General features: G+C 52.0%; 16 protein-coding genes. 5 read left to right on the plus strand and 11 right to left on the minus strand.

The window, feature by feature from the left end; translation table 11 throughout:
* Nucleotides 1-350 precede the first annotated feature (350 nt).
* Together LVJ88_RS06660 and metF are read left to right on the plus strand one after the other, a co-directional pair.
* Nucleotides 351-1733, plus strand: a complete 1383-nt coding sequence (locus LVJ88_RS06660) for a phosphomannomutase/phosphoglucomutase (RefSeq protein ID WP_085418727.1) — start codon at nt 351-353, stop codon at nt 1731-1733.
* 445 nt (nt 1734-2178) lie between these two features.
* A complete protein-coding gene (metF, locus tag LVJ88_RS06665) occupies nt 2179-3027 on the plus strand; it encodes a methylenetetrahydrofolate reductase [NAD(P)H] (RefSeq protein ID WP_085359487.1) in 849 nt (282 codons plus the stop codon).
* Nucleotides 3028-3132: 105 nt separating this feature from the next.
* On the opposite strand, the gene LVJ88_RS06670 is transcribed toward metF, so the two are convergent.
* Together LVJ88_RS06670 and gshA are read right to left on the minus strand one after the other, a co-directional pair.
* Entirely contained in the window at nt 3133-3699 is a 567-nt protein-coding gene (locus LVJ88_RS06670) for a peptidylprolyl isomerase (protein WP_054600363.1), read from the minus strand.
* A 181-nt stretch (nt 3700-3880) separates the two neighbouring features.
* Nucleotides 3881-5230 (minus strand): glutamate--cysteine ligase, encoded by a 1350-nt coding sequence (gene gshA / locus LVJ88_RS06675; RefSeq protein WP_085356842.1) that lies wholly within the window; start codon nt 5228-5230, stop codon nt 3881-3883.
* A 425-nt stretch (nt 5231-5655) separates the two neighbouring features.
* Between gshA and leuC the strand changes: the two genes are divergently transcribed.
* The 3 genes from leuC (at nt 5656) to leuD (ending at nt 8038) form a co-directional block, all read left to right on the plus strand.
* The gene (gene leuC / locus LVJ88_RS06680) at nt 5656-7062 is read left to right on the plus strand and encodes a 3-isopropylmalate dehydratase large subunit (protein ID WP_054600366.1); all 1407 of its coding nucleotides are present in this window, start codon (nt 5656-5658) and stop codon (nt 7060-7062) included.
* Between the two features lie 127 nt (nt 7063-7189).
* Nucleotides 7190-7324 carry an entericidin A/B family lipoprotein gene (locus LVJ88_RS06685; protein WP_054600367.1) on the plus strand — a complete coding sequence of 45 codons (135 nt, stop codon included), beginning with the start codon at nt 7190-7192 and terminating at the stop codon, nt 7322-7324.
* A 72-nt stretch (nt 7325-7396) separates the two neighbouring features.
* Nucleotides 7397-8038, plus strand: coding sequence for a 3-isopropylmalate dehydratase small subunit (gene leuD, locus LVJ88_RS06690; RefSeq protein WP_054600368.1), 642 nt, complete (start codon nt 7397-7399; stop codon nt 8036-8038).
* 136 nt (nt 8039-8174) lie between these two features.
* Here the strand turns inward: leuD and trmA are convergent, their stop codons facing one another.
* The 9 genes from trmA to LVJ88_RS06735 all read right to left on the minus strand — a co-directional run bounded on the left by trmA (nt 8175) and on the right by LVJ88_RS06735 (nt 20731).
* On the minus strand, nt 8175-9266 hold the full coding sequence (gene trmA / locus LVJ88_RS06695; protein ID WP_085418726.1) for a tRNA (uridine(54)-C5)-methyltransferase TrmA: 1092 nt from the start codon (nt 9264-9266) through the stop codon (nt 8175-8177).
* A 73-nt stretch (nt 9267-9339) separates the two neighbouring features.
* Entirely contained in the window at nt 9340-10230 is an 891-nt protein-coding gene (locus LVJ88_RS06700; protein ID WP_085359481.1) for an NAD(+) kinase, read from the minus strand.
* Nucleotides 10231-10354: 124 nt separating this feature from the next.
* On the minus strand, nt 10355-10642 hold the full coding sequence (locus tag LVJ88_RS06705; RefSeq protein WP_085418725.1) for a hypothetical protein: 288 nt from the start codon (nt 10640-10642) through the stop codon (nt 10355-10357).
* Between the two features lie 91 nt (nt 10643-10733).
* The gene (locus LVJ88_RS06710) at nt 10734-13214 is read right to left on the minus strand and encodes a glycogen/starch/alpha-glucan phosphorylase (protein WP_085418724.1); all 2481 of its coding nucleotides are present in this window, start codon (nt 13212-13214) and stop codon (nt 10734-10736) included.
* A gap of 140 nt (nt 13215-13354) precedes the next feature.
* Nucleotides 13355-14800 carry a glycogen synthase GlgA gene (gene glgA / locus LVJ88_RS06715; RefSeq protein ID WP_085418723.1) on the minus strand — a complete coding sequence of 482 codons (1446 nt, stop codon included), beginning with the start codon at nt 14798-14800 and terminating at the stop codon, nt 13355-13357.
* A 104-nt stretch (nt 14801-14904) separates the two neighbouring features.
* Nucleotides 14905-16044 (minus strand): Na+/H+ antiporter NhaA, encoded by a 1140-nt coding sequence (gene nhaA / locus LVJ88_RS06720; protein ID WP_085418722.1) that lies wholly within the window; start codon nt 16042-16044, stop codon nt 14905-14907.
* Nucleotides 16045-16271: 227 nt separating this feature from the next.
* Nucleotides 16272-17633: a glucose-1-phosphate adenylyltransferase gene (gene glgC, locus LVJ88_RS06725; RefSeq protein ID WP_085418721.1), complete on the minus strand. Its 1362-nt coding sequence runs from the start codon at nt 17631-17633 to the stop codon at nt 16272-16274.
* Nucleotides 17630-19639, minus strand: coding sequence for a glycogen debranching protein GlgX (glgX, locus tag LVJ88_RS06730; RefSeq protein ID WP_085418720.1), 2010 nt, complete (start codon nt 19637-19639; stop codon nt 17630-17632). The genes glgC and glgX overlap by 4 nt, the downstream gene beginning before the upstream one ends.
* 66 nt (nt 19640-19705) lie before the next feature.
* Nucleotides 19706-20731, minus strand: coding sequence for a YeiH family protein (locus LVJ88_RS06735; RefSeq protein WP_233127620.1), 1026 nt, complete (start codon nt 20729-20731; stop codon nt 19706-19708).
* Nucleotides 20732-20765 lie beyond the last annotated feature (34 nt).

The following is a 20765-nucleotide window of genomic DNA, read 5'->3' on the forward strand; positions in this document are numbered from 1 at the left end:
AAGGGTCATACCGTTTTGAAAAACCGCCCTGCATCCCGCATGGTTCAGCGCTAGGTTAAAACACCCATCCCTATCGAACAAACGGTTATCCATGATTATCAAAGCGGTTTAATCTTTATCAAGGCCGTCTGAAAAGCATTCAGACGGCCTTGATAGGCTATGCTACAATTTGAAGCGATTTTTATTGCATTACATAATTATTTTAACAATTCACGCACCTCACAAACGCCGATACCGCTTAAACGGCCCAAAACCGAAAGCTGATACCCAAACCGAACATCTCAGCCCTTAGCCGACCTCGGTTATTTTGTCATTTCCATCAATCAATTCAGTTAACGAGGAATGTTACTATGCCTGCCATCGCCCATGATATTTTCAAAGCCTACGACATCCGCGGCATCGTCGGCAAAACCCTAACCAATGAAGCAGCCTACTTAATCGGCAAAGCCATTGCCGCCAAAGCCGCCGAGAAAGGCATCAAAAAAATCGCATTGGGGCGCGACGGCCGTTTGAGCGGCCCCGAGCTGATGGAAAATATTTCAAAAGGCTTAACCGAAAGCGGCATAGACGTACTGAACGTCGGCATGGTAGCCACGCCTATGCTCTATTTTGCCGCCATCCGCGAATGCGAAGGCAGCGGTGTGATGATTACCGGCAGCCACAACCCGCCCGACTACAACGGCTTCAAAATGATGCTCGGCGGCGATACGCTGGCAGGCGAAGCCATTCAAGAGCTGCTGGCCATCATTGAAAACAAGCGTTTTGTTTCAGACGGCCTCACAGGAAACGTTACCGAAAAAGACATCTCTGCCGAATATCAAAACCACATCGTCGGCCACATCAAACTCAAACGCCCGATGAAAATCGTCGCCGACGCCGGCAACGGTGTAGCCGGTGCGTTTGCAGGCAACTTGTACCGTGCGCTCGGCTGCGAAGTAACCGAACTCTTCTGCGATGTAGACGGCAACTTCCCCAACCACCACCCCGACCCTGCCAAGCCGAAAAACCTGCAAGACGTGATTAACGAACTGAAAACCGGCGACGCAGAAATCGGCATTGCCTTCGACGGCGACGGCGACCGTTTGGGCGTAGTTACTAAAGAAGGCAACATCATTTATCCCGACCGCCAACTGATGCTGTTTGCCCAAGACGTATTAAGCCGCAACCCCGGTGCCAAAGTGATTTTCGACGTAAAATCCACCCGCCTGCTCACCCCGTGGGTGAAAGAACACGGCGGCGAACCGATTATGGAAAAAACCGGCCACAGTTTCATCAAATCTTCGATGAAGAAAAACGGCGCACTCTTGGCCGGAGAAATGAGCGGACACACTTTCTTTAAAGAGCGTTGGTTCGGCTTCGACGACGGCCTCTACGCCGGCTGCCGCCTGCTGGAAATCCTTTCTGCAAGCGACAATCCTTCCGCCGTACTGAACGCTTTGCCGCAAAGCATTTCCACACCCGAGCTGAATATCGATTTGCCCGAAGGCAGCAACGGCCACAAAGTGATTGAAGAACTGGCGCAAAATGCCAAATTCGACGGCGCCACCGAAATTATTACCATCGACGGCCTGCGCGTAGAGTTCGCCGACGGCTTCGGCCTGATGCGTGCCTCCAATACCACGCCGGTGCTGGTGCTGCGATTTGAAGCTGACAGCGAAGAAGCCATCGCACGGATTCAAAACCAGTTCAAAAAAGTGATCGAAAGCAACCCTGCATTGCATTGGCCTTTGTAACAGATAAACATTTTTCTACCGATAACAGCTGTGATGCCTGCTGCACAACCTTGTATGCAGCATCGCAGCTGATTATTATTTGGCCTGAAACTATCTTTTTTCAGTAAAATCAAAACGTAAAAAAATAATTCATATTCAAACAAATATTTTTCACTTCCCTTGACCGGCACTTGGTTTTAATTTCGATTTGTTTAAGTGCATAATCCGATCAAACAACTCCAAACTTTGTTCATAGCCAATAACCTATTTTTACTACGGCGTTGCTGCGCCTTAGCTCGAAGAGAACGATGGTGCAAACTGCTGAAGCGGCAACAGAATCGGTTTCGTACTCTGCTGCTTGCGGCCTTGTATTAAAAATAGCTTGATTGACTATATCTCCATTGCCGCGGCAATCAGTTGATTGGCTGCAAACAAATAACAAACAGATAAACCGAAGGCAACCGCCATGAGCTTACACAGCAAACCAAGAAAGAAACTCAGCTTCGAATTTTTCCCTACCCGCACGCCCGAAGGCCGTGCAAAACAAGTGATCACACGCAAACAATTGAGCCAGTTCGACCCCGAATTTTTCTCCTGCACATCCGGTGCGGGCGGCTCGACCAAAGAAGGCACGATGCAGGCCATCCAAGATATTTTGAGCGAAGGCATCGCCGCTGCCCCCCATCTGCCCTGCGTCGGCATGCAGCCGCAAGAAATCATTGATTTGCTTAACGAATACAAAGCACTCGGTGTGCGCCATATTGTTGCACTCAGGGGCGACATTCCTTCCGGCATGGGAGCGGGTTCAGACGGCCTGCGTTATGCCAATGAATTGGTTTCATTAATTAAAACCGAATTCAACAATGATTTTCATATCGAAGTTGCAGCCTACCCCGAATACCATCCGCAATCGCGCAGCGCAGAAGACGACATCAACAACTTCGTGCGTAAAGTAAAGGCAGGTGCCGATTCGGCCATCACCCAATATTTTTACAATGCAGACGCCTACTTCCGTTTTGTTGACGACGTGCGGGGGCGCGGCGTTGACATCCCGATCATTCCCGGCATTATGCCGATTGCCAGCTTTTCGAAACTCTCGCGCTTCTCCGATACTTGCGGAGCAGAAATCCCGCGTTGGCTGCGCCTGAAGCTTCAATCTTATGCCGATGATACGGCTTCCATCAAAGCGTTGGCTTTGGATGTGGTTACCGAAATGTGCGAACGCCTGCTGCGCGAAGGCGCACCCAGTCTTCACTTCTACACTTTGAACCAAGCAGGTTTGGTTTCGACCATCTGCCAGCGTTTGGGTTATTGATACAGCAAAACAAATCAAACGTTAAAGCTTCGAATCCATATTAAAAGGCCGTCTGAAACGTTTCAGACGGCCTTTCAGCACGATGCTCTACACTAGATGCGTGCTTTATTTAACGATACTCACTTTTTGAATCACAATCGGCTTCACCGGAATATTCTGATGATAAGCCTGATCCGTTGTTTGCACTTTGGCGATTTTATTCACCACATCCATGCCGGAGATTACTTTGCCGAATACCGCATAACCATAACCTTGTATGGTTTTGCTTTTAAAGTTTAAGAAATCATTGTCGGCAACATTGATAAAAAACTGGCTGGTGGCGGAATTCGGATTGGCCGTGCGCGCCATGGCAATCGTGCCGACCGTATTTTTCAAACCGTTGTCGGCTTCGTTGGCAATGGCTTTATCGGTGGCTTTCTGCGTCATATCCGCGGTGAAACCTCCGCCCTGCACCATAAAACCGTCGATTACACGGTGGAAAATCGTGCCGTTGTAAAAACCTTTTTGCGCATATTGAACAAAATTGGCTACGGTTTTGGGTGCTTTTTTTTCATCCAGCAAAAGTTCGATTTTGCCTACATTGGTGTCGATCACGGCACGGGTGTCTGCGTGTGCCGCAAATGCCGGCAGCACTATCAGACCGGCCAGAATCAGTTTGGCTGTATTTTTCATTTTTTCCTAATAGATGAGTTTGCGAAACGGCGGAATTATCGTGTTTTTTTATCTTGCTTGGCGTAAACAGATTGTAAAAAGGCCGTCTGAAAACAGATTAAATCGTTCAGACGGCCTGCTGTGTTGCTTTTATGCAATGAATATTCAATTTGTTTAATGAATTATTTGGCTGCTCCGTCAGTTAGCTTTGCACGGCGGTTTTGACCAACTCTTTAGATGCGGCAAGAAGCGAAAGACGGGCCATAACGCCGTAAACATATAACCGGTTGCAACCGCAGTCGGGATCGGCGCTGTTGGTTTGGGGAACGCCGAGAGAATCCCATTGGGCAAAAACACGTTTGCACCGCTCTTCTCCGCCTTCTTCGGCATCGGCCACGGGAATGGCCTGATCGAGCTGAACGAAAGACATACCTGTTGCATTAAGGTTTTCATCAACGCCGCGCCCTTCGTGAACACGGAAAAACCCGCCGACGACAAACCGGTCGATCATATATACCACAGGCTCGGAAACCGCTCCGTTCAAGGTTTCGTAAGTATAAATACCTTCTTGCACGATCACTTCGTTCACTTCCAAACCTTCTTTGATTTTAGCCATCTTATTGCGGTTTTTACGGTTCAGACCACGCACTTCATCGGCAGATTTAACGCTCATCACTCCCATGCCGTATGTGCCCGCATCTGCCTTCACAATCACAAACGGTTGGTCGGTAATGCCTTTTTCATCATATTTGGCCTGAATTTTTGCCAACATCCGTTCAACGGCTTCGGCCAGCGCATCTTCGCCTTCGCGTTCTTGAAAATCAAGCCCGCTGATTTGCTCGAAATAAGGGTTGATATGCCAAACATCCATATCGATTAATTGGGCGAACTCTTCGGCCACTTCGTCATAAGCGGCAAAATGAGCGGTTTTACGGCGGGTAGTCCACCCCCCGTGCAGCGGCGGTAATACGGTTTGGGCAATGTCTTTCAAAATATCGGGAGTGCCGGCAGAAAGATCGTTGTTCAGCAGTATCAAACATGGCGAAAAGCCGTCTGAAAGGTGAACTCTGCCACGGGTGCGCAGCAGCGGCTCGATCAAAACCTTGTCTCCCAGAGCCGTTTCCAGTTCGGTCGGTTCGGTAATTTCAGGGTTCAAGCTGCCGAGACGAACTTCAAAACCGGCTGTACGCAGAATATTGCTGAGTGCAAAAATGTTTTGAAGATAAAAAGTATTTCTTGTGTGGTTTTCCGGAACAATCAATACCGATTTGGCTTGAGGGCAATAACGTTCTACGGCATCTTGTGCCGCATGGGCGGCCAGTTGGAGAAAATTGGGATTGAGGTTGTTAAAACCGCCGGGAAACAGATTCATATCGATAGAAGCCATTTTATAACCGGCATTGCGGATATCTACCGAACCGTAAAAAGGAGGTTTGTGTTCCGACCATTGCCGGCGAAACCATGCTTCGATTTTGGTTTGGTTAGACAAAATTTTCCGCTCGAATTCTTGAAGTTGTGACAAATAAGCCGGAGACATTACAGGCAGGTTCATAAACGGTGCTCCCTCAAGTAATCGTGAATAATGCCGAATGATAGGTTTTTTAGCTTCGGGATACAAGTTTCTTCGTTTCAGACGGCCTTTATAAACAACCTTACTTTGCTGCCTCCCATCGAAACAAACAGCGGCAGATATCCCTACTGGCTTACCGGATTGCCTGCGTGTCTATACTGTGCGTCTATATGTTTGCATTCAAGCGATTACCCGCTGCTGCCGCATCAACCCAAACAAGAAAATTAGACAATATGTATAAATATTGCAATCCCGATATAGAAAAAACCAATAGCTATAAAAAAATTAGACAAAAAGGGTTGCAATGGCCGTCTGAAAAGCCTAATATTGGCAACTTGAAAACGCCGCCACACGGCCAAACCGTTTAACTTCCAAAACAACTTAACCCGACATACAGAAGAAAAACCATGAGTGCACAAACCCTTTACGACAAACTTTGGAACAGCCACATTGTCCGCGAAGAAGAAGACGGTACGGTATTGCTTTATATCGACCGCCATTTAGTACACGAAGTAACCAGCCCGCAAGCGTTTGAAGGTTTGAAAATGGCCGGACGCAAACTGTGGCGTATCGACAGCGTAGTATCCACCGCCGACCACAACACCCCGACCAACGATTGGGATAAAGGCATCCAAGATCCGATTTCCAAGCTGCAAGTAGATACTTTAGACAACAACATCAAAGAATTCGGCGCACTGGCCTACTTCCCGTTTAAAGACAAAGGCCAAGGCATTGTGCATGTGATGGGCCCCGAGCAAGGCGCAACCTTGCCGGGCATGACCGTAGTATGCGGCGATTCCCATACTTCTACCCACGGTGCGTTCGGCGCATTGGCACACGGTATCGGCACATCAGAAGTCGAGCATACCATGGCAACACAATGTATCACCGCCAAAAAATCCAAATCCATGCTGATTAAAGTAAACGGCCGTCTGAAACCGGGCGTTACCGCCAAAGATGTCGCCTTATACATCATCGGCCAAATCGGCACGGCAGGCGGAACGGGCTATGCCGTCGAATTCGGAGGAGAAGCCATCCGTTCGTTAAGCATGGAAGGCCGCATGACCCTCTGCAACATGGCCATCGAAGCCGGAGCGCGCTCAGGCATCGTTGCCGTTGATCAAACCACAATCGACTATATCAAAGACAAACCTCTGGCACCCAAGGGCAGCGACTGGGACAAAGCCGTCGAATATTGGCGGACATTGGTTTCAGACGAAGGGGCGCAATTCGACAAAGTGTTCGAGTTTGAAGCCGAAAACATCGACCCTCAAGTAACATGGGGAACATCGCCCGAAATGGTGCTGGATGTAAGCGGCAAAGTCCCCAACCCCGCCGAAGAGCAAGACCCCGTCAAGCGCAGCGGCATGGAACGCGCCTTGGAATACATGGGCTTAACCGCAGGCACCCCGCTCAGCGAAATCCCCGTTGACGTGGTATTTATCGGATCATGCACCAACAGCCGTATCGAAGACTTGCGCGAGGCCGCAACCGTGGCACGCGGCCGCAAAAAAGCCGCAGGCGTCAAACGGGTGTTGGTGGTGCCGGGTTCCGGACTGGTGAAAGAACAGGCCGAAAAAGAAGGATTAGACAAAATTTTTATCGAGGCCGGCTTTGAATGGCGCGAGCCCGGATGCTCGATGTGCCTGGCTATGAATGCAGACCGCTTGGCACCACAGGAACGCTGCGCTTCCACATCAAACCGTAATTTTGAAGGACGCCAAGGCAACGGCGGACGCACGCATCTCGTCAGCCCCGCAATGGCCGCAGCCGCAGCGGTTGCCGGTCACTTTACCGATGTGCGCAATCTGTAAAGATATACAGGCCGTCTGAAAAGTTTTCAGACGGCACCCTATATTGAATTGTAATCCGTAAAAAACTTTGGCATTATGCAACGTGCAGTAACATGAAACTGTACTTTCACAAATCAAGGAGCCTAACATGAAAAAATTAGTATTAGCCGCGTTAACCGCCATGACTTTACTGTCTGCCTGCAACACCGTTTCAGGTTTCGGCAAAGACGTTTCCAAAGCCGGCGACAAACTTGAGCAATCTGCAGACCGCCACTCACACTAAATTCAACTAAGCAACAACCCCACCCCCGCGCCGCATCAATGCGGGGGTATTTTCATACCGAAAGTACACATCATGAAACCGTTTACCCCCATTACCGCATTGGTTGCACCACTAGACCGCGTAAACGTTGATACCGATGCCATCATCCCCAAACAATTTCTCAAATCCATCAAACGCAGCGGCTTCGGCCCCAACGCCTTTGATGAATGGCGCTATCTTGACCACGGCGAACCCGGCATGGACAACAGCAAGCGCCCGCTTAATCCCGATTTTTCATTAAACCAACCCCGCTATCAAGGCGCAGAAATTCTGCTTACGCGCAAAAATTTCGGCTGCGGCTCTTCGCGGGAACACGCGCCTTGGGCTTTGGAAGACTACGGTTTCCGAGCCATCGTCGCCCCTTCATTTGCCGACATCTTCTTCAACAACTGCTACAAAAACGGCCTTCTGCCAATCGTATTGACCGAAGACCAAGTAGATCAGTTATTCAAAGAAGTAGAAGCCACCGAAGGCTACCGCTTATCCATTGATTTGGAAAAACAGACTTTAACCACGCCCGGCGGCCAATCATTTACTTTCGAGATTACCGAACACCGCAAGCACTGTTTGCTCAACGGCTTGGATGAAATCGGCCTGACCCTGCAACACGCCGATGAAATCAAAGCATTTGAAGAAGAGCGAAAAGCCGCACAACCTTGGCTGTTTAACGCTTAACGATAAATTTGCTCCACCACAAACAAAATAAAGCAAAAGCCGCATGAATTACCTTCAGCGGCTTTTTTGTCGGTTCGGCATATTAGCAAATACAGTTGATTTGCTGTACCCGATGCGTTTCCAGACCGAATCAACTTTATTTTTTCTCCAGCCACACACCGCTTTCGATATGGTGGGTGAACGGGAACTGGTCAAACAAAGCCATGCGGCGGATATGGTGGGTATCTGCCAGCACATCCATATTTTCACGCAGCGTTTCGGGGTTACACGAAATATAGATAATGTTGTCGAACTGCTTAACCAGCTTTAAAGTTTCGTTGTCAACCCCTGCTCTGGGCGGATCAACGAAAATCGTAGAAAAGCGGTAATCATTCAATGAAATACCCTGCTCTTTCAAGCGGCGGAATTCACGCACGCCGGTATAGGCTTCGGTAAACTCTTCTGCCGACAATCGGGCGATCTTTATATTGTTGCTGCGGTTGGCCTGTATATTCCATAAGGCCGCCTGAACGGAAGTTTTAGACACTTCGGTAGCCAGAACCTGCCGGAAATAGCGTGCCAACGGCAGGGTGAAATTACCGTTGCCGCAATACAGCTCCAGCATATCGCCGTTTAAAGGACGGGCTACGTCGCATGCCCATGCCAGCATGTGTTCGCACACGCCGGCATTGGGTTGGGTAAAGCTGCCTTCATATTGGCGATAAATGAAAGAAGCACCGGCCACATTGAGCGTTTCGGTAACAAAATCCTGAGTCAGAACAATTTTTTGCCCCTTACTACGGCCAATAATATGGATGCCGAGCTTTTCCTGCATATCTTGTGCCGCAGCCTGCCATTGTTCGTCAAGCTGTTTATGATAAATCATGGTAACCAGCATTTCGCCGCTCAAAGTGGCCAAAAACTCAACCTGATACCAACGGTTTTTCAATACCGGCACGGCATCGGCAGCTTCAAGCAGTTTGGGCATCAAACGGTTGATGGCTTCGCAGGCCGGTGCAAAAGAATCGCAACGCACCAAGGTTGCTCCCCCTGCTTTGCGGCCTTTTTCAAACATGGCGTAGAACATTTCTTCGCCTTCATGCCACACGCGGAACTCTGCGCGCATACGGTAATGTTTTTCTGGCGAGGCGAAAACTTCTAATTCGGGGATGGGAATGGCTTTGAATAAATCTTTGATATAACTGATTTTATCGTTTAGCTGTTGTTGATAATCGGCAGATTGCGTCACAACGGGAAATCCTTAGAAAAACTGAAAACGGCGATTATACAGGCTCACGCCTGCCCGAGCCGAACTCAAACCGTCAAACCAACTGTTCGCCCCAATGCAGTTTTTGGCGCAGCGTTTTGTAGTATTGATAATCGGTAGGATGCAGAACGCGCAAAGGATGGCGGTAGCGGTGGATTCTGATGCGGTCGAAATTCTGTACATCAAAGAAAGACTGGCCGTCGAAATGAACGCGGGCATCGCCGCTTTTGGTAATCAGAATTTCAATCTCGCAGGTGTCGGCAATCGCAATGGGGCGGTTGGTCATGGATTGCGGGCAAATCGGCACCAAGGTAAACGCCCGCAAACTGGCCTGCATAATCGGCCCGCCTGCTGCCAGCGCGTAAGCGGTAGAACCCGTGGGCGTGGAAACAATCAGGCCGTCTGAACGCTGGGTATAAACAAATTCTCTGTCGATGAAAACTTCAAATTCAATCATCTGCCCTGCGCCGCCGCGCGACAGCACCACATCGTTTAAAGCGAGTGAAGTGGTAACGGTTTCGCCGTCGCGCACCAATGAGGTTTCGAGCAAAATGCGCTCTTCCGGCAGATATTTTCCCGACAGCATGCCGTTTAACATCTGTGTCATCTGCTCGCGCGGTACTTGGGTTAAAAAGCCGAGATGGCCTTGGTTGACGCCGATAACCGGCACACGGAAAGGAGCGATTACTCTGGCAACGGAGAGAAACGTGCCGTCTCCGCCCAATACAATCACCAAATCGCATTTTTTGCCGAAATCGGCTTTTTCGATAATGCGGCACACATCCATATCTTCGGCACATACCGAGCCGTCGTCGACACTGGCTTTATCCAGATAGATATCCAGCTGTTTGCTGCTGAGAAACGCCACCAAAGTATGCAGGGTTTCCTGAATATTGGGCGTTTGCGGGCGGGGAATGATGCCGATGTGCTTAAACTGGCTGATCATGGTACGGAAACCGAACGGGGTAAGATGCTTGGATTATAGCGGTTTTTGGCTTGTTGCTGAAAGCGAATGTAGCCGCAGCGGCAATAAAGCTGCAGGCCGTCTGAAAACAGATACGCAACCAACGTTATGGTTTAAACGGCAGCCATATTTTTGCCAAAACATACATCAGCGCACCACTGCCGCCCAACAAGGCAAAAATGATGCCTTTTTTGCGGGCATTGGGGCAAAACCAATAGACGGCGAGGCTGAAACTGAAAAACAATGCGCTCACTACCCAAACCAGTTGTTTGTCTTTAAAACGGTTAAGGGTGTAGCTTTCCGTCATAACCACATACATCTGCCACAATGCCGCCATCGACATAAAGATAACGCCGACGGGCAGAAAGAAAAGGCCGATCAGTTCTTTATTCATGATTGGAGGCCGTCTGAAAAAATAAACGGCGATTATAACAAAGGCCGCCCGAAATGTATTCAGACGGCCTGACAGCTTTTCCTGCTTCTATTTACTCATCATCTCCAGGCAGCTCTGCCTCGCTAATCGGATCGATATACCAAATGTTGCGGCAATAATCCTGAATCGAACGGTCTGACGAGAAATAACCCATGTTGGCAATGTTGATCAGTGCGGAACGCCGCCATTTGGCAGTATCGCGGTAATGCCGGTCGGCACGCTCTTGCGCTTCGATATAGCTGCGGAAATCGGCCATCAGTTGGTAATAATCGCCGTAAGCCTGCATCACGTCGTTATAACGGTTAGGCTCTTGCGGAGAAAAATGGCCTGTGGTGATCTGTTTGACGACACGGCGCAAGTCGCTATCGGCTTCGAGATAGCTGATGGGGTCGTAACCTTCGCGGCGGATGGCTTCTACCTGTTCGACGGTGTTGCCGAAAATGAAAATATTTTCCTCGCCCACATGCTCCAAAATCTCTACGTTGGCACCGTCCAGCGTGCCTATGGTAAGTGCTCCGTTCAGGGCAAACTTCATGTTACCCGTGCCGGAAGCCTCGGTGCCTGCAAGTGAAATCTGTTCCGACAAATCGGCGGCCGGAATAATCATCTGCGCCAAACTCACGCTGTAATTGGGGATAAACACCACTTTAATCAGGTTGCGGATGCGTTGGTCGTTATTGATCACTTTAGCCACATCGTTAATCAAACGGATGATTTTTTTGGCCATATAGTAGGCCGAAGCGGCTTTGCCGGCAAAAATAAACACACGCGGCTGCCAATCGGCATCAGGGTTTTCGAGAATTTTGTTGTAGCGGTCGACAATGTGCATAACGTTCAACGCCTGCCGCTTGTATTCGTGAATGCGCTTGATTTGCACATCGAACAAGGCTTGAGGGTTGACGCTGATGCCCAGCTCTTTTTCAATGTAATCCGCCAAACGCTGTTTGTTGGCTTGTTTCACTTCGGCAAACCCAGCCTGCACTTCAGGGTCGTCCGCCAATTTGTTCAAGCCCGAGAGATGGTCCAGATGCAGCCGCCAATCTTGCCCGCCGAGATTTTCATCTAAGAATTGACTCAAAGGCCGGTTGGCTACGGCAATCCAGCGGCGCGGCGTAACGCCGTTGGTTACATTGGTGAAGCGGTCGGGGAAAATATGGGCGAAATCGGCAAAAATCGAAGTTTTCATCAAGTCCGAATGGATTTTGGCCACACCGTTGACTTTGTGCGAACCGACCACGGCCAACCAAGCCATGCGCACGCGGCGGCCGTGCTCTTCATCGATAATCGACACGCGGCGGATGAAATCGCCGTCGTTTTTGCCGATGGCGCGCAAAGCATCGAGAAAATGCTCGTTGATTTCAAAAATAATGTCGAGATGGCGCGGCAGCAAACGCCCCATTAAATCGACCGGCCAAGTTTCCAACGCTTCACTCATCAGAGTGTGGTTGGTGTAGGAGAATACGCGGCAGCTGATGCTCCATGCTTCTTCCCAGCTCAAGCCTTCTTCGTCTATCAAAATCCGCATCAATTCGGGTATTGCCAACACGGGATGGGTGTCGTTGAGATGAATCGCCACCGTGTCGGCCAGTGTTCTGATATTGGGGAAGCGGCATTTGTGGCGGGCAAGAATGTCTTGAATCGATGCAGATACCAAGAAATATTCCTGTTTCAGGCGCAGCTCGCGGCCGATTTCGGTTGAATCGTTGGGGTAAAGTACGCGCGAAATATTTTCGTTACTGGTTTGCTCGCGCATGGCGGCAAAATAATCGCCTTGGTTGAAGTTGGCCAAATCGAACGCATCGCCGGCGTGCGCCGTCCACAAACGCAAAGGGTTGGCGATTTGGCCGCCGTAGCCGGGAATCACTTCATCATAAGCCAATGCGGTGATCTGTTCGGCAGGTTCCCAATGTTTGACGTTGCCGTTAACGTGCATGCGGCCGCCGAAATAAACGGGATAGCGTTTGTGCGGGCGCGCAAACTGCCACTGCATATCGTTATCCAACCACAAATCGGGCTTTTCGATCTGCTGGCCGTCAACGATTTCCTGTTTGAACATGCCGTATTGGTAGCGGATGCCGTAGCCGACTGCGGGAATACGCAGCGTGGCGAGCGAATCTAAAAAACAGGCGGCCAAGCGGCCCAAACCGCCGTTGCCCAAACCGGGGTCGTCTTCTTGTTCGCATACGTCGGCAAAATCCAAACCGAGCTGGCTGAACGCCTCGTTAAACGCATCGTAAACGCCTTCGTTAATCAGCGAGTTGACAAACGAACGCCCCATCAGAAATTCCATCGACAAATAATAAACCGTGCGCTTGCCGTGGTCTTCGTGGCTGCGGCGGGTTTTCAAAAAGCTTTCTGTAACCAAATCGCGGGCGGCAAAAATGGCGGCGTTCAGCCATTGTTGGGGGGTGGCATCGCGCGGATCAACGCCCAAAATGAAAATCAGCTTATACACAATCGATTTGCGTACCAAATCCGCATCGGGTTTGGGCATGGCGTATTCGTATTCAGGCAAAGGGAGCTTTGAAATCATAATCAAGCCTTTTATTGGGAAAATTCAGTTGGGCGACAGCTTTGCCGTTTGTTTTTATGGTTTTGTTTCCGGCAAAGCTGCTGTTTATCAAGCGTATAAAGTTAAAGAGGCCGTCTGAAATATCAAACACCGGCTTTCGTTTAACCGAGCAGGCGGCGGTAGCATTCGGCATAGGCTTGAGCCGCTTTGTGCCAGCCGAAATCTTGCGCCATGGCCTGTTCGCGCACCGGCGGCCAAGCACGCGGCTTGCGCCATAACGCCAAAGCCTGTTTGATGGCGCCGCCCAAGGCGTTGGCGGTAGGTTCGTCGAACACAAAACCGGTGGCGGTTTTGTTGTTCAGGGTTTCTTCATCGGTGTGGACGACCGTATCGGCCAAACCGCCCGTGCGGCGCACCAGCGGCAGCGTGCCGTATTTGAGGCCGTAGAGTTGGGTTAAACCGCACGGCTCGAAACGGCTGGGAATCAGAATCACATCGCCGCCGCCGATCAAACGGTGTGCCAGTTCTTCGTTGTAGCCGATATATACGCCGACCTGTTGCGGATATTGCTCGGCCAAGCGTGAAAATGCCTGCTCCAATTCCGGTGCGCCGCTGCCGAGCAACACAAACTGCAAATCGGCGTTTGCGGAGAGTTGTTCATGCAACGATTCGAGCAGCAGATCTGCACCTTTTTGCGGAGTCAGCCGCGACACCATCACCGCCAACATGGCTTTTTCGTCGGGATTCAAACCGAAAAAGGTTTGGATGTCGGCCTTATCGGCTGTTTTCCCCTGCATGGCTTGGGCATGGTAGTTTTTCGCCAATGCGGTGTCGGTTCGGGGGTTCCACACCGTATTGTCGACACCGTTGAGAATGCCTTTCAGACGGCCTTCGTCGCGTCGGGCCGATAATAAACCCGACAAACCGTTTGCAGCAGGTTCTCTGGTGATTTCATCGGCGTATGTAGGGCTCACGGTGGTAATCAGGTCGGCATAAAACAAACCGGCTTTCAAAAACGAAATCTGGCCGTGAAACTCCACGCCGTCGATATGGAACATTTCCCACGGCAAATCAAGTTCCGGCAGGTGTTTGGATTGGAACATGCCTTGATAGGCGATGTTGTGGACAGTGAATACGCTTTTGATATAAGCATTCCAAGCATTGAGATAAGCGGGTGCCAAACCGGCCTGCCAATCGTGTGCATGCAGGATATCGGCTTTGCCCCACAGCGCATCCAAACCGGTGGCTAAGGCTGCGGCCGCCCAGCCCAATATGCCGAAACGGATCACGTTGTCGGCATAATCGAAATAATTCGGATCGTGATAAGGATTGCCCGGACGGTCATACAGATGCGGCGCATCAATCAAATACAGCCCCAAACCCTTAAATCGGGCATAACGGATAACCACACGGCCGCCGAACGTATCGCACTGCGCCACCTCCACCGTGTCTGCCACCACTTCGCGGGTGTGGCGGTAATAAGGCATTACCACGCGCACATCGTCGCCGTTTTCCAATTGGGCAAAGGGCAGCGATCCCAACACATCGGCCAAACCGCCGGTTTTCATCAAAGGATACAGCTCGGAAGTTACATGCAGAATCTTCATACCACTACCTTTCTAAACATTGAAAATATTGATGCGGTTTTGATGTGTGTTTTCAGACGGCCTTCACGCTTGAAGCCGCCCGTGTTGTATGCAGTCGGCTGTATTCAGATACGTCGCGACGGAGCAAAACGCAACACGGCATATCCTGCCGCCCCTGCCAAAAAAGAACCCAAAAACACGCCGATTTTGCTGTAATCTTGCAGTTGGGCATCGTCAAATGCCAACATGCCGATAAACAGGCTCATGGTAAAACCGATACCGCACAGCAAAGCCACGCCGTACACCTGAAGCACCGTTGCACCTTCCGGCAGCTTCGCCCAACCGAGCTTAACCGCCAGCCAAACCATGCCGAAAATCCCCAGCTGTTTGCCTATGAACAACCCCAGCGCAATGCCCAACACCACGGGCGACCACAATGCCGAGAGCGAAAACCCCGCAAACGAAACGCCTGCATTGGCAAAACCGAACACCGGCACCACTAAAAAAGACACCCATTTTTCCAAACCGTGCTCCCATTTGAGCAGCGGCGGCTCGATAATCGAATCGGTTACGCGCAGCGGAACGGTAAACGCCAGCAGCACACCCGCCAAAGTAGCGTGAATGCCTGACTTCAAAAAGAAAAACCACAACAGCAAACCCAACACCAAGTAAGGCAGGCTGCGTAATTCGCCTTTGCGGTTAAGCATAAACAAAGCAAGCAGCGTTAATGCCGCCAAGCCCAGATAAAGCCAAGCAATCTGCTCGGTATAAAACAGGGCGATAATCACAATAACGGCCAAGTCGTCCATAATCGCCAGCGCCGTCAGAAAAATTTTCAGCGAAGGCGGCACGCGCGAACCCAGCAATGCCAGCACGCCCAAAGCAAAAGCAATATCGGTGGCGGCAGGCACGGCCCAGCCGTCAGCTCCCGCTCCCGAACGGTTAAAGACCAAATACACCAGCGCAGGCACGGCCAATCCCGCCATTGCCGCCAAAGCGGGCAGAAACCGCTTGCTGTTGTTGTCCAGCTCGCCTTCCAGCAGCTCGCGTTTTACTTCCAAACCCACATACAGGAAAAACACGGCCATCAAGCCGTCGTTTACCCAATGCAGTACGCTTAATCCGGCCACATAGCTTTCCAAAGTGTCGAAATACGTTGAAGCGAAGGGGGAGTTGGCTGCCCACATGCCCAACACCGCCGCCGCCATCAATACGATGCCGGCAGCAGGTTCGCTGCGGAAAAAATGCCCTACTCTGTTGATCATCCGGTGTCCTCTCGGTTGTGCTCGTGAATCTTGTTATAACGCCCGACTGTAAGCCGGCGGTTGCGAAGGCCGATTATATCAAGCACTGCACCCCCTGCCTGAAAAGACCGGTAAAGATAGCGGATACAAGCATATCAACAGGCAGGCAAGCGGGCGGGTTTTCCCAATTCCCGCACGGATGGTTGATTGTGTGTTCCGCCCTGCTCTGAGGCCGTCTGAAAAAGGGTTTAAATCAGATAATCGCCTTTTTCCACCTGCTCTTTTACCGCGGCTTTCATTTTTTCGGACTGCGCCAGTTTTTCCAGCATCGAAGGCGTAACCAGCACCACTTCGCCGCTCGAACTGATGCGGAAGCGTTCGGCATCCAGCCCGGCATCGTAGCCGATAACCATGCCGTCGGGGATGATGCAGTTGCGTTCGATAATGCAGTTTTTCAGACGGCAGTTTTTACCGATATGTACGCTGGGGAGAATCACCGCCGAATCGATTACCGAACCTTCGTTCACGGTAATGCGGTCAAACAGCACCGACGAGCTGATTTCGGCATCGGTAATGATGCAGCCGCCGCCGACCAGCGAATTGTCCAGCGTGCGGCAGTTGCGGTCTTTATAGAAAAACTTGGTGGGCATGGATTGCGTGGGCAGGCCGATCACCGGCCAGTTGCGGTCGAACAGGTTAAGCTGCGGGTGCTCGGTAACCAAATCCATGTGCGCGCGCCAATAGCTGTCGAGCGTGCCGACGTCGCGCCAGTAAATGCTGCCCTCGGTATTGCGCCCCGTGCAGGAGCGTTCGAACGGATGGGCGTAGAGTACGCCGTCTTTCAATGCGCGCGGAATGATGTCTTTGCCGAAATCGTGGTGGGTGTCGGGTTGGCGCACTTCGTCTTCCAGCACTTCATACAGATAATCGGTGTTGAACACATAAATGCCCATAGAGGCCAGCGAATGGTCGGGCTTTTCGCGCATGGCGGGCGGATCGGCGGGTTTTTCTACAAACTCTTGAACTTTAAGGTTTTCGTTCACGGCCATGATGCCGAATTCGCTGGCTTCGCTGCGTTTGACTTCGATACAGCCCACGGTGCATTTGGCGCCGCTGTTGATGTGGTCGCGCAGCATCTGCATATAGTCCATTTTATAAATGTGGTCACCCGCCAAAATCAGCACATATTTGGGCTTGTAGTGCTCTTTCATAATCGGCACGTTTTGCCACACGGCATCGGCGGTGCCGCGATACCACATGCTTTCGTCGATTTGCTGGCGGGCGGGCAGCATATCGACAAACTGGCCGCGTTCGCGCGGTAAAAACGACCAAGCGTGTTGGAGGTGGCGCAGCAGCGAATGGGCTTCGTATTGGGTGATGACGCCGATTTTGAGCAGGTTGGAATTAAGGCAGTTCGACAGGGTAAAGTCGATGATGCGCCAGTTGCCGCCGAAATATACTGCGGGTTTGGAACGGCGGTCGGTCATTTCGTGCAGGCGCGAGCCGCGTCCGCCGGCGAGAATCAACACCAGCGTATTTTTGGCGATATCGGTGTTGTGAAGCATTCTTTCCGGCTCGAAAGTCAGGTTATCTTGCTTTAAGGTATTCATACAGTTTCTCCGGTTTCAACAAAAATCCAAATGCCTGCATGGGAAACGCTGCATTCGGGCTGAACCGACACGGGCACATCTTCGGGGGCGAGGCGGCACACCCAGCGGCCGTGCGGTAAAACGAATGTTTGCGGGCTGTGCTTGCCGTTCACCAGCAGCAGCCATTTGTTGTCTATTCTGATTTGTAGTGCTTTTGCGGTTCGGTCGTCCCAATCGCGGCTTTTCATTTCGAGGCCGTCTGAATTGAGCCATTGCACGCGGCGGCTGCTCCACCAGACATCTTCGTTAAGCAGCGGTATTTCCCGGCGCACGGCCAAGAGTTCGCGCGTGTATTGTTCCCGTTCTTCGTTGCGTCGGTGCCAATCGAGCCAACAAATTTCGTTGTCTTGGCAATAACCGTTGTTGTTGCCTTGCTGGCTGTTGCCGGATTCGTCGCCCGCCGTGAGCATCGGCGTACCGTTGGACAACAGCAGCGAGGCCAACAGGGCTTTGACGGTGCGGCTGCGGGCGAGGTTGACGGCGGCATCGTCGGTTTCGCCTTCTGCGCCGTGGTTCCAGCTTAAATTATGGCTGTGGCCGTCGCGGTTGCCTTCGCCGTTGGCTTCGTTGTGTTTGTCGTTATAGCTGACCAAATCTTGCAGGGTAAATCCGTCGTGTGCGGTGATAAAGTTTACACCCGCAGAAGGCTGCCTGCTGCGTGCTTGGAAAATGTCGGACGATCCGGCCAGCCGTTCGGCAAATATGCCTACGTTGCCGCTGTCCTGTAGCCAAAACGCGCGCATATCGTCGCGGAAGCGGTCGTTCCATTCGGCAAACGGGTAGGGAAACTGCCCCAAGCTGTAGCCGCCTGCGCCGATGTCCCACGGTTCGACAATCAGTTTGCGCCCTGCCAGCACGGGGTCTTGTCGGGCCGTCTGAAAAAAACGGGCGTTGCTGTGAAAGTCGGGTTCGCGCCCCAACACCGTGCCCAAATCGAAGCGGAAGCCGTCGATATGGAAAGACTGCACCCAATAACGCAGGCTGTCCATTACCCAGCGGGTGGCATTATGGCCGGCAATCTGCACGGTATTGCCGCAACCCGTCCAATTGCACAGGCGGCCTTCGCCGTCCTGCCAATACCAAGCGGGGCTGTCGATGCCGCGCTGGCACAACATCAGGCCAACGTCCAAATCCTGCTCGGCGGTATGGTTGTACACCACGTCCAAAATCACTTCGATACCGGCTTGGTGCAGGGCTTTCACGGCACGGCGCAGTTCGTTGGCGGCTTGCTGCGGGTCGGCGGCATAACCGGTTTCCACCGCAAAGTGCGAGCAGGTGTTGTATCCCCAATAATTCGACAAGCCGCGCTGCTGCAAATGGTATTCGTCGAGATGCGTCTGAATAGGCAGCAGCTCCACGGCGGTAATGCCCAAAGCTTTCAGACGGCCTATCACACGCCCGTCGGCCAATGCGGCATACGTTCCGGCATGTTGCACATCCGGCATCAGTTTGGTCAGCCCTTTCACATGCGCTTCGTAGATAACGGTTTGCGCCCACGGCGTGTTAGGGTGGCGGTCGTTTTCCCAGTCGAAGGGCTGCTCTTCCACCACCACGCTTTTGGGCGCAACGGCGGCATTGTCGCTGCCGTTGCGGTAATGAAAATGTGCCAACTCACGTTCATTGCGGTATTGCGGTTTGCCGTCCACCGCTTTCGCATAAGGGTCGAGCAGCAGTTTCTGCGGATTGAACAACAGCCCCAATTCGGGATAGTGCGTGCCGTAAACCCGATAGCCGTAACGCTGCCCCGCGGCGATGTTTGGCACAAAACCGTGAAACACGCCGCCGCTCTTGGCCGGCAGCGTGATGCGGGTTTCTGTTCCGCCTTCAAACAGGCACAATTCGATTTTTTCGGCCGACGAAGAAAACACCGCAAAATTCACGCCGCCGTCTCTAACCGTTGCCCCCAAGGGGTAAGGCAGGCCGCCTGAAATTTCCGCTCCGTTGTGGTGTTGCCGCAGTAAGGTCATGGTTTGGTTTGCTTTTCTTTTATGGTGTGTTGTTATGGTCAATCCTGTTTTTCAGACGGCCTGCCGTTATTTAAACAGCCAATATCCGGCATACGACAACGCCCCGCCGCCTATCATCAGCCACACTGCCAGCACGCCTGCCAACAGCAGCGGTTTGATGCCCGCCGCCCGCACCGCCTGCCAGCGGGTTGTTAATCCCAGCGCAAACATGGCCGTGGTAAGCAGCAGCGTATCCAGCGTCAGCACCGCCTGATGAATGTGCGGCGGCAGCGGAAACCAGCTGTTCAAAGCCACCATCGCCAAAAATGCCGGCACAAACCACGGCACGGCAAAGCGTTTGCCGTTTGCTTGCCCGCCCTGCCCGCCTGCTAAAGCCGGAAGCACCAGCAGCAGCGGTGCCAGCAGCATAACCCGAATCATTTTGGTAATCACCGCCACATCGGCCACGGCAGGGTTAACCGCCGCACCGGCCGCCGCTACTTGCGCCACTTCGTGCACGGTAGAGCCGGTATAAATGCCCCATGCGAACCATGCGGCAGCAGAAGCATCTGCGGGCAGCAGCGATACGGCCAACAGCGGATACACAAACATCGCCAGCGTGCCGAACACCACCACGGTTGCCACCGCCACGCCCACATCGCGCTCTTGCGCTTTAACCACCGGCTGCGCCGCCAATACCGCCGCCGCACCGCACACCGCACTGCCCGCGCCCACCAATGCGGCCGTTTTGGCATCGAGCCGAAACCGTTTGCCCAACTTCACGGCCAGCAGCATGGTTCCCGCCACCACCGCCGCATCGGCCAACAAAGCAGGCCAGCCCACATAAGCCACTTGGCTCAAGGTAAGCCTGAAACCGTAAAGCATGATGCCCACCCGCAACAGGTAGGTTTTGCTGAACGCAATGCCCTGCGGCCATAAAGCGGGCATACGCAGCATCAGCGTATTGCCGAGCAACATGCCGGCCACAATCGCCAGCGTCAGCGGGCTGATTCCCCATCCGCTCAAAGCGGGCGATTGCGAACCCATCATGCACAATACCGATACTGCCAGCAGCGGTATCAGCTGCCCTATTCCAAAGAAACGTGCCTGCACGCTATATACCTCCCGCCCAACCTGCCGCACCGTT

Origin of the sequence: Neisseria dumasiana (assembly GCF_022870885.1) — a bacterium.
GTDB lineage: Bacteria > Pseudomonadota > Gammaproteobacteria > Burkholderiales > Neisseriaceae > Neisseria > Neisseria dumasiana.